Source organism: Mycobacterium sp. E3339, assembly GCF_001666915.1.
Taxonomy (GTDB): domain Bacteria; phylum Actinomycetota; class Actinomycetes; order Mycobacteriales; family Mycobacteriaceae; genus Mycobacterium.
In genome coordinates this window covers 1-11,589 of record NZ_LZIZ01000085.1, presented here as the reverse complement: position 1 = coordinate 11,589, position 11,589 = coordinate 1, and the positions used below count along the sequence as shown (strand labels likewise).

The window sequence follows — 11,589 nt, the reverse complement described above, 5'->3', positions numbered from 1 at the left end:
ACATCCGCGCGCCGACCCCGCCGAACGGACACGCCACAAACCGCGCCCCGGTCAACCCCGCCCGGCCCAGATAGCCGGTAGCCACACCGGATCCGGCCACGTACAACTCCCCGACCACCCCCTCGGGAACGGGGCGCAACGACTCGTCGAGCACGAACAGCGCCGCGCCGGACACCGGGGACCCGATCGGTGGTATCCCAGAACCGGCCTGCAGGGGGCTGCTGATCGCCACACACATCGTGGTCTCCGTCGGCCCATAGGCATTGACCAGCACCCGACCCGGCGCCCAGCGGTCCACCACCTCCGGTGGGCAGGCCTCCCCGGCCAACACCAGCGCCACCCCGTCCAGGCCGGCCGGGTCCAGCATCGCCAGCGCCGACGGGGTCTGGGTCAGCACATCGACCCCATGGGCGACCAGCACCGCATGGAAGTCCGCCGGCGAACCCGCCACCGACTCGGGCACCACAACCAGCCGCCCACCCCGCAACAGCGGGGCGAAGATCTCCCACACCGACACGTCGAAAGCCAGCGAGTGCGCATGCGACCACACCCCCGGCGCCGGCAACCCGGCATCCAGCGATCCGATCAACGCCGTCACGTTGCGATGCGTCACCCCAACACCTTTGGGCGCACCAGTGGTGCCCGAGGTGTAGATCACATACGCCAACCCCTCGGCGTCCGGCTCCGCCAACGCGGTGCCGGGCAAGGTGTCGAGGCGCCGATCGTCGACGTCGACGACGGGCACACCGTGGACCTGGAATCGCCCGGCCAGATCGGCGGTGCTGACCGCGACCACCGGGGCCGCGTCACCGACCATGAACGCCATCCGGGTATCCGGGGAAGAAGGGTCGATCGGCAGGTAGGCCGCCCCGGTCTTGAGCACCGCCAGGATCGCCGCGATCGCTTCGGCGGACCGCGAAAACAGCAGCGCCACCGTCTGTCCCGGGCCCGCACCGCGGGCCATCAACAGGCGCGCCAACCGGTTCGACGCTGCATCCAGCTCGCGGTAGGTCATCGACACGTCCCCGCAGACCAGCGCCACCGCCTCCGGCGCACGGGCCACCTGCGCGGCGAACAAGCCGGGCACGGACACCGATTCCGGCTCCGGCTGACTCAAAACCGCCCGATTGCCAACCACATCCAACCGAGCGCGCTCAGCGCCGTCGAGCACATCCACCGACGACAGCACGCGGCCGGAGTCGGCGGTCACGGTCGTCAGCACGCGCTGCAGGCGGTCGACGAGCGCCTGGATAGTGTGCGCGTCGAACACGTCGGTGCGGAACTCCACCCGGCCGCCGATGCCCGCCGGCTCGCCGTGCTCGTCCCAGCGCTCGGCGAGTGAGAACACCAAATCCATTCGGGCGGAATCGCTGTCGAGCGGCACGGAGCTCACCTCGAGGTCGCCGAGGGCCAAACCGGCGGCGGGATCGTCGTGCCCGGCGAAGTTCTGCCAGGCCAACATCACCTGCACGAGCGGGTGATGGGTGAGGCTTCGGGTCGGGTTGATCCGTTCCACCAAGAGCTCGAACGGCACGTCCTGGTGTTCGAAGGCCTCCAGGCTGCGCGTCTGAACCCGTCCCAGCAGTTCGGTGAAGCTGGGGTTGCCGGCCAGGTCGATGCGCAGGACCAGCGTGTTGACGAAGAAGCCGACGAGTTGGTCGAGCGCGCGGTCACGGCGGCCGGCGATCGGGAAGCCCACCGAAACATCGGCGCTGGCACTGATTTTCGACAACAGCACCGCCAGGGCGGCCTGCACCACCATGAAGGTGGTGGCGTTGTTTTCGCGGGCCACCCGGCGGACCTGCTGCTGCAAGTGGGCCGGCCAGGCCACGGCGACGCTGGCGCCGCGCTGATCGGCGATGGGTGGGTAGGGCCGGTCGGTGGGCAGTTGCAAGCGCTCGGGCATGCCGGCCAGGGTGTCCTGCCAGTACGCCAACTGGGCGGCGATGGGGCTGGCGGTGTCGTCCAGTTCGCCGAATTGCGCGCGCTGCCATAGCGTGTAGTCGACATACTGCACCGGCAGGTCGGTCCACCCGGGGACCCGCCCCGCGGAACGGCTGGTGTACGCCACGCTCAAGTCCGCGGCCAGCGGTGTGAGCGACAAGCCGTCCGCGGCGATGTGGTGCACGACGATCACCAGCAGGTGTTCCCGCTCGCCGAGAGCGAAAAGCCTTGCGCGCAGTGGTACTTCGGTGCCGAGGTCGAAGGCGAAGTGCGTGGTCGCCCCGACGGCCTCGTCCAGCTCGCCGGCCGAGAACGCGGTGGCATCGACGACGTCCCAACCGAAATCGACGTCGTCGGCGGGGATGACGACCTGCCGGGGCGTTCCCTCGTGCGTGGGGAATACGGTGCGCAGGCTCTCGTGGCGGCGCACCACGTCGGCCAGGGCCGCGCGCAGCGCGTCGGCATCGAGGCTTCCGGTCAGCCGCAGCGCGGCCGCCATGTTGTAGATGGGCGACGGCCCCTGTAACTGCTGGATGAACCACAACCGGCTCTGGGCGAACGACAGCGGGATCACCGCCGGCCGCTCGGCGGCCACCAGTGGCTGGAGGCGGCCGGCGCCCTGGTCGATGCGGGGCGCCAGCTGCGCGACCGTCGGCGCCTCGAACACGACGCGCACCGGCAGTTCGGTGTCCAGGGAACTGTTGATCGCCGCGACGAGGCGCATCGTGGACAGCGAATCGCCGCCGAGGTCGAAGAACGAGTCGTCGACGCCGACGCGGTCGACGCCGAGCACATCGGCGTAGATGCCGGCGAGGATCTCCTCGACCGCGGTGGTCGGGGCGCGGTAATTGTCGACGTCTCGGTAGTCCGGCGCCGGCAGGGCGCGGGTGTCGAGCTTGCCGTTGACCGTCATGGGCAGCCCGGGCAGCGCGACGACGGCCGCCGGGACCATGTACGCGGGGAGTCGCTCGGCCAGTGCGGCCCGGGCCGTGGCGACGTCGACCGTTCCCGTGACGTAACCCACCAGGCGCTTCTCGCCGGGGCTGTCCTCGCGGGCGACGACCACCGCCTGCTCGACGCCCGCCAAACCACTTAGCGCCGCTTGGATCTCGCCGAGTTCGATGCGGTAGCCGCGGATCTTGACCTGCTCGTCGGCGCGGCCCAGGTAGCGCAGCTGCGCGTCGGGACCCCAGCACACCAGGTCGCCGGTGCGATACATGCGGGTTCCGGGCGCACCGAACGGGCACGCCATGAAGCGGGACGCGGTCAACGCGGATCGGCGCCAGTAGCCGACGCCCACCCCGTCACCGGCCAGGTACAGCTCGCCGACCACGCCGGCCGGCACGGGCCGCAGCCATTCGTCGAGCACGAAGAATGCCGCGCGCGTGACGGGCGAGCCGATCGGGGGGAAGCCCGATCCCGCCCGCAGCGGCGCACTCTTGCACGCCCACATCGTGGTTTCGGTCGGACCGTAGACGTTGACCATGGTTCGCCCGGGCGCCCAGCGGTCCACCAACTCGGGCGGGCAGGGCTCGGCCCCGATCACCAGCGCGGTCCCGTCCAAACCGTCGGTGGGCAACATGCCTACCGCGGAAGGGGTTTGGGTCAGCACCGTCACGCCCTCGCGCATCAGCAGGGCGTGGAATTCCTCCGGCGAACGCGAGACCGGCTCGGGCACCACCACCAGGCGGCCGCCGTGCAGCAGCGCGCCCCAGATCTCCCACACCGAGAAGTCGAAGGCGTACGAGTGGAATTGGGTCCACACCTGTTGCGGCCCCAGCTCGATGCCGATCTGCAGGGCGTCGAACAGCTGGGCGACGTTGTGTTGCGTCACCGCAACGCCTTTGGGCACGCCGGTGGTGCCGGACGTGTAGATGATGTGCGCCAGGTCGTCGGGTGCCGGCGCGGGTGGCGCCGTGCCGGGCTGGTCGTCGACGGCGGGGTCGTGCACGTCGACGACCGTCAGGTCGCACCCGTCCAGCCGGTCGGCCAGCGCGGCGGTGGTGACCGCCACGATCGGCGCCGCGTCGGTGAGCATGAACTCCATCCGGGCCGCGGGTAGGGCCGGGTCGATCGGCAGGTAGGCCGCCCCGGACTTGAGCGCGGCCAGGATCGCCACGATAGCCTCGGCCGACCGCGAAAACAGCAGCGCCACCCGTTCGCCCGGCCGCGCGCCGAGGTGAATGAGCAGTCGCGCCAACCGGTTTGCCGCCTCGTCCAGCTCGCGGTAGGTCATGGACCGGCCCTCGCAGACCAGCGCCACCGCGTCGGGCGTGCGGGCCGCCTGCGCGGCGAACAGCGACGGGACCGACATCGGAGTGGCCGGCCGGGCCAGCACGCCGGCGTTGCCCCACTCCTGCAGGCGCGCGTGCTCGCCGGCATCGAGCAGGTCCACCGACGACAATCTGCGCTGCGGCTCGGCGGTGACCGCCGTCAACAGCCGCTGCAGCCGCTCGATCAGTCCCTCGACGGTCTTGGCGTCGAAGATGTCGGTGCGATATTCGGCCGTCACGGCGATGCCGGCGCGCTGACCGGTCTCGGTCCAGCGTTCGGCCAGCGAGAACGTCAGATCCATGCGAGCGGTGTTGGTGTGCAACGGTATTGGGGTGACCTGCAGGTCGCCCAGGGCCAGCCCGCCCGCGGGAGCGGTGGCCTCCCCGGGGAAGTTCTCCCAGCCCAGCAGCACCTGGATCAGCGGATGATGCGTCAGGCTCCGGGTGGGGTTGAGCCGCTCCACCAGCAGTTCGAAGGGGACGTCCTGGTGCTCGAAGGCGGCCAGGCTGCGGCGGCGCACCTGCGCGAGCAGCTCCGCGAACGTCGGGTCCCCGCCGAGCTCTTTCAGGTCGACCCGCAGCACCAACGTGTTGACGAAGAATCCGATCAGGTCATCGAGCGCGGGCTCGGAGCGCCCGGCGATCGGGAAGCCCACTGCCACATCGTCACTGGATCCCACCCGCGCGAGCAGCGCCGCGAACGCGGCCTGGATCACCATGAAGCTGGTCGCGTTGTGCTCGCGGGCGACCCGGCGGAGGTGTTGCTGCAACTCCGCCGGCCAGTCCACGGCCAGGCGGGCGCCGCGGTGGTCGGCGACCGGCGGGTAGGGCCGGTCGGTGGGCAGCTGTAGGCGTTCCGGCAGGCCGGCGAGCGCGTCCGCCCAGAAGTTCAACTGGGCCGAGATGCGGCTGCCGCCGTCCTCCACGTCGCCGAGATGCGCGCGCTGCCACAGCGTGTAGTCGGCGTACTGCACCGGCAGTGGGGCCCAGTCGGGCGCCTCCCCCGCGCACCGGCTGGCGTATGCCACCCCGAGGTCGCGTGCGAACGGGGTGATCGACCAACCGTCGGCGGCGATGTGGTGCACCGCGACGGCCAGGATGTGTTCGTCGTCGCTGATGGTGAAAAGCGCGGTGTGCAACGGGCTTTCGTTCGCCAGGTCGAAGGTGTACCGAGCCGCCTCCGCAATGCGTTCGCGCAACCGGTCGTCCGGCCAGCCGCGGGCATCGACGAGGTCGCAGGCGAAGCCGATTCGCTCGGCGGGAACCACCACCTGACGGGGGATTCCGTCGGTCGCCGCGAACACCGTGCGCAGGCTTTCGTGGCGGGCCACCACGTCGGCGAGCGCCGCACCGAGGGCTTCGGCGTCCAGGCGTCCGCGCAGGCGCAGCGCGACCGTGACGTTGTACATCGGTGAGGGGCCCTGGAATTGGTCGATGAACCACAGCCGGCTCTGGGCGAAGGACAGCGGAATAACCTCGGGGCGCTCCCCCGCCACCAGCGGCTGCGGCCGGTTTGCTTCGTCGCCGATGAGCAACTCCAGCTCGGCGACGGTGGGCGCGTTGAAAACGGCCCGCACCCCGAGGTTCGCATTCAGGCTGCTGTTGACCGCGGCGATCAATCGCATCGCCGACAGCGAATCCCCGCCCAGGTCGAAGAACGAGTCGTCGACGCCGACGCGTTCCAGCCCGAGAACCTGACCGTAGATGCCGACCAGGATCTCCTGCACCGCGGTGGCCGGGGCGCGGTAGCGATCCACGTCCTGGTAGTCCGGTTCGGGCAGGGCCTTGCGGTCGAGCTTGCCCGAGGAGGTCAGCGGGAATTCCTCGAGCGCCACAATGTGTGTCGGCACCATGTACTCGGGCAACCACGCGTTCAGCCGATCGCGCACCTCGCCGATCTTGGTGTTGGTGCGGGGGTCGTTGGCGTGGCGGGTGCGGTGCCGGGTGCCGGACGGCGGCAGATAGAGGTCGGTCAAGGGCGCGCCCGGCTGGTCACCGTCGTCGACGAAAACCGCGCTGAGCGTGCCGCGCTGAGCGCCCCAGGTCACCGCGACCCGATAACCGATGGCCTCGCCGATCCGGTGCAGGTCCTCGGCGACGGCCGCGTCGGGGGCGGCCTGGCTGAGCGCCTCAGCCACCGGTTGGCCCGCGGCGAGCGCGGTTTCGACGCCGACGTCGGTGGCCACTCCCGCCTGGGGGATGTCGGTGATGCGGACGACGGCGGGACGCCGCGACGCCAACTCGTCGCGCAGCCCGTCCGGGCCGGCGCACCGCGCCCACGGCCAGGTGGGTGCGGTCGCCACCGAGCGGACCTCGGCGGGCGCCTTGTGGATGACCACGTCGTAGCGGAACCGGTTCAGTTCGTTGTCGGCGAATCCGCGTTTGACTTGGATGTCGAGCCCGCCGGCGGCCGGGCAGGTGAGGGCCCAGGTGGTGAAAAACTCCGGCGACAAAAGCAATTCGGTCTCGCCGAGCATGGCGTGGCGAACACGCTGGCGGATTTCGGCGGCGTCGGTGTCGCTGGCGGCCTCGCCGGCCCGCGTCAGCACGATCGCGGTCTGGAAAGCGCCCTGCAGGGCGTGGTTACGCACGTCGCCGATGAACAACGTCCCGCCCGGCGCCAGCAGGGTCATCGCGTTGTCGATCACCTCGGCGAGATAGCCCGCGTTGGGGAAATATTGGACGACCGAGTTGACGACGATGGTGTCGAAGTGTCCCCGCGGCAGGTGATCCGTGACATGGGCCGGCTGGGTCAGCAGTTCGACCCGGTCACGCCACTGAGGTTGTAATTGCTCCAGCGAGCGCGCCAGGTTGTCGATGGCCACCGGCGAGAAATCCGTGGCGACATACTGTTCGGTCCGCGGGGCGATCTGCGACAGCAACAATCCCGAACCCGCGCCGATCTCCAGCACGCGCCGCGGCTGCAGGGCCATGATGCGATCCACGGTCGCGGCACGCCACTCGACCATCTCATCGAGCGGGATCGGGTCGCCGGTGTAGCTGCTGTTCCAGCCGCGGAAGTCCATGCCGAAGCGGGATTCGAGTTCCGCGCCGTACAGGTCGTCGTAGAGGTTCTGCCACTCTTCGACGTTGTCCGCGTCATGGTCGGCGCTGGTGTTGTGATCGAGCGTGACGTAGGCGACCAGATGAGAACCGGTGGCGCCGTCGCGGACGGTCACGGCGGCCTGGGTGACGTGCGGGCAGGCCAGCAGGGTGTTTTCAATCTCGCCCAGTTCGATGCGCTGGCCCCGCAGCTTGATCTGGGCGTCGGCGCGGCCGACGAAGTCCAGGTCCCCGTCGCGGGTCCAGCGCACCAGGTCGCCGGTGCGGTACATCCGTTCCCCCACGGCCCCATAGGGATTTGCGACGAACCGCTCCGCGGTCAGGTCGACCCGCCCCAGGTAGCCGTGCGCCAGCGCGGGGCCGCTCACATACAGCTCGCCCACCACCCCGATCGGAGCGGGTTTCAGCCAGGCGTCGAGCACCGTGGCGCACACGCCCGGGATCGGACGGCCGATGCGCACCGGGCCGTCGGCCGACAGCGGGGCGCTGGAGGTGATCCAGATGGAGGCTTCGGTGGGACCGTAGACGTTGAACAAGCGCCGACCCGGTGCCCAGGCCGCCACCAACTCCGCCGGGCAGGCCTCGCCGCCGACCATCAGCCTGTCGAACCCGTCCAGCCGGGCTCGATCCAGCGACGAGAGCACCGTCGGGGTCAGGAAAGCCGCGTTGACGCGCTGGCTCTGCAGCAACGCGGTCAACGGCTCCCCGGCGTACACCTGCGGCGGCGCCACCACCAGCGCAGCCCCCGACCTCGCCGCCAACAACATCTCACCGATCGACGCGTCGAAGGTCGGCGAGGCCACCATCAGCACCCGCGTGTCCGCGCTCAGGCCGCACGAATCACGTTGCGCCGTAGCCCATCCCAGCAGGCCGGCGTGGCTGACCACCACGCCTTTCGGGGCACCGGTCGAGCCCGACGTGAAGATCACATAGGCGGTGTCCCGTACCGTCAGGGCCGCCGACCGTTCGGCGTCGGTGATCGGCTGGGCGCTGCGGGCGGACACGTCCAGCGCATCGATGCGCAGCACCGGCCGGCCCCCGGCGCCCGCCAGTTCGTCCGTGCCACAGGTCAATACGCAGACCGCCCCGGCGGCGTCCAGCACGGTGGCGACGCGTTCGACGGGGTGGTCGGAGTCCACCGGCGCGTAAACGCCGCCCGCCTTTGCCACCGCCCACCACGCGACCACCAGTTCCACACAACGATCGATGGCCACGCCCACCGCGCGCTGCGGGCCCACACCCGCGTCGATCAGCGCCCGCGCCAGTCGCGTCGACCACTCGTCGATCTCGCGGTACGACAGCTGCCGTTCGCCGTCGACCACCGCCACCGCGTCCGGGTTGGTCGCCACCGCCGCCGCCAACAGGTCCGGCGCCACCGCGACCGGTGCGGTGACACCGGCGCCGGACAGCCGGGCCAGCACCAGGTCTCGCTCGTCGCGGTCGAGCAGTTCGATGGCCGATAGGCGCCGGGTGGGATCCGCGGTCATCGCCGCCAGCACCCGCCGGAACCGTTCGACGAGCGCCTCGATGCTCGCGGCGTCGAACACGCCGGTGTCGAACTCGACGTGCAGGCCGAGTTCGCGGCCCGGCAGGGCCTCCATGGTCAGGGGGTAGTGGTTGTACTCACGGTTGGTGAAGTCGGCGATCGACAGCCCGTCGGGTCCCAGCTGCATGCCGTCGCCGATCGGGTAATTCTCGTAGACGAACAGGGTGTCGAAGAGCTGCTCGTGGCCGGTGAGGCGATGAATGTCGCTGAGCGCCAGGTGTTGATGCTCGAGCGTGTCGTTGTTGGCGTCCTGCAGCTGGCGCAGCAGGTCCGCGGCGGTGGTTGTCGCGGTGATGTCGGCCCGCACCGGCACGGTGTTGATCAACAACCCCACCATGGATTCCGCCACTTCGAGCTGGCCCACGCGGGACCGCGGGGTGCCGAAGACGACGTCGCGCTGGCCGGTCAGCGAGGTCAGCAGCAGCGCCCAGGCGCCCTGCAGGACGGTGCTGACGGTGGTGTGGCAGGAGCGCGCCAAATCGGGGAGGGCGCCGGTGGTTTCCTCCGGCACGCGGAACACCGCGGCGCCGCGCTGCCCTTGCCCCAGTCGGTCCGTGGGGCCGACCAATGTGGGCGTGTCGAAGTCGGCGAGCACGGCGGCCCAGGCCGCGCGGGCGGCGTCGAGGTCCCGATCGGCCAGCCAGGTTACGAAGCTGCGGTAGGGCGCGGCCGCGGGCAGCCGCTCGCCGTAGTAGGTGGTGAAGATTTCGCGCAGCAGGATCGGCAGCGACCAGCCGTCGAGCACGATGTGGTGGTTGGTGAGCACCAGCCGGTGCCGTTCCGCCGCGGTGCGCACCACCGCGACCCGCAACGGCGGCTGGTCGGCCAGGTCGCGGACCGCCGCGCGCTCGTCGGCGCACAGCCGCTCGATCTGCTGCTCGGTCTCGAGGGCGACGTAGCGCCACGGCACCACGGGATCGGCTGGGATGATCTGCACCGGCTCGTCGAACCGCTCGTAGAACCTGGCCGCCAAATGTGGATGCCGGTTGATCACCGTGCGCACCGCGTCGTGCAGGCGCTCGGCGTCGAGGGGCCCTTCGAGCGTGAAATCCAGTTGCACCGCGTACATTTCGTCGCCGCCGGTGCTGGAGTGGAACAGCAGGCCCTGCTGCAGCGGGGACAGCGGGAGGATGTCGGCGACGTCGTAGCGCTGGTGCAGCTCGTCGATCTGCCGCTGGCTGAGGCGGGCGGGCGCGATGTCCGACGGCGTGAGCCCGCCGCCACCGGCCCGCACGTGCGCGCAGATGCCGCGCAGGGCGTCGAACCACAGGCGGCTCAGCCGGCCGACCTGTGCCTCGTCGAGGACCGACGACGCCCAGGTCCAGTTGGCGTGCAGCTGCGGCCCCTCGTCGGTGTCGACGGTGCCGGCGTCGAGTTCGACGGTGTGCGCCAACGACATTGGGACCGCCGCGGCGGCCTCCGTCAGGGTCAGGCTTTGTGGGTCCAGCCGCCACAGTTCATCGGACAGTTCGGCCCCCGCGACGAGGCGCCCCAGATAGTTGAACCCGATCGACGGGTCGGCGCCGTCCAGCGCGACATCGCCGTTCAGGTAACGCAGCGCGCCGTACGTCAGTGGGTGCGGCACCGCGCGAAGTTGTTCCTTCACGTCCTTGATCGCGGCGCCCAGCGCCGGCTCCCCGGCCAGCACCTGGTCCCAGGACGGCACGCTGATCGCCAGCGACACAGGGTATTTGGTGGTGAACCAGCCGACCGTGCGGGACAAGTCGACATCGGGTGCGAGCTCCTCGTGGCGGCCGTGGCCCTCGACATCGATGCCGACCGGGCCGGCGCCATCCCCCAGGAACTCCGCCCACGCCAACCCGAACGCGATCAGCAGAATGTCTTGCACGCCGGCGTGAAACGCCGCGGGCGCCTCGCCGAGCAGCGTGCGCGTCGCCTCGACATCCAAAGCCGCCGACAACTTCCCGGCGGTGGCGTAGGTGTCGGCGTCGGGACGGGCCGCCGGCAGGGCGGGCGGGGTGGCCGCGATCCGCGTCCAGGCGGCCGCCTGTTCGACGACCTCGGGCCGTCGCGCGTGTTCGTCGAGCAGCCTCGCCCATCGGGCGAACGACGTCCCGCCCGCGGGCAAGGGGGCCGGCTGTCCGCCCCGCTGCTGGACCCAGGCGATGTTCCAGTCCTCCAACAGGATTCGCCACGACACGCCGTCGACGGCGAGATGGTGGACGATCAAGACCAGCTGGCCGGTGGGCCGGACCCACAGCGCGCTGAGCATCGCCCCGGTGACGGGGTTCAGCCGCGATCGCGCCTCGACCACCGCCGCGTCGGACAGCGCATCCACCGCCCGCAGGCACCCGGCCGCGTCGACGGATCCGGGCTCGGGCACCCACAACGACCACCCGTCGCCGTCGTCGACCCGCGCCCGCAGCATGGCGTGCCGGTCGAGCACGGCCTGCAGCACGGCGGCCACGTCGGCCTCCTGCGCTCCGGCGGGAGCCTGCAGCACCATTGTCTGGTTGAACTCATCGATCGGGCCGCTCGCCGTTTCCAGCCAGCGGATGATCGGGGTGGCCCGCACCGGCCCGAGGCCCTCGTCGACGACCGCGGGCTCGCCGTCGGCCACCCCGGCCACCAGGGCCAGGCGGGCGACGGTCTGCTCGACGAAGACGTCCCGGGGCCGGCACGTCAGGCCGGCGGCGCGTGCTCGCGAGACCACCTGCAGCGCCAGGATGCTGTCGCCGCCGAGTTCGAAGAAGGAGTCGTCGGTGCTGACGCGCTCGAGGCCCAGGACGTCGGCGTAGATGC

Annotated in this window: 1 protein-coding gene; it reads right to left on the bottom strand. The window is 70.7% G+C overall.

Translation table 11 applies throughout. The features are described from left to right. Positions 1-11,589: non-ribosomal peptide synthetase (locus tag A5702_RS08465; RefSeq protein ID WP_156669529.1), on the bottom strand; the 11,589-nt coding region annotated here is incomplete at both ends.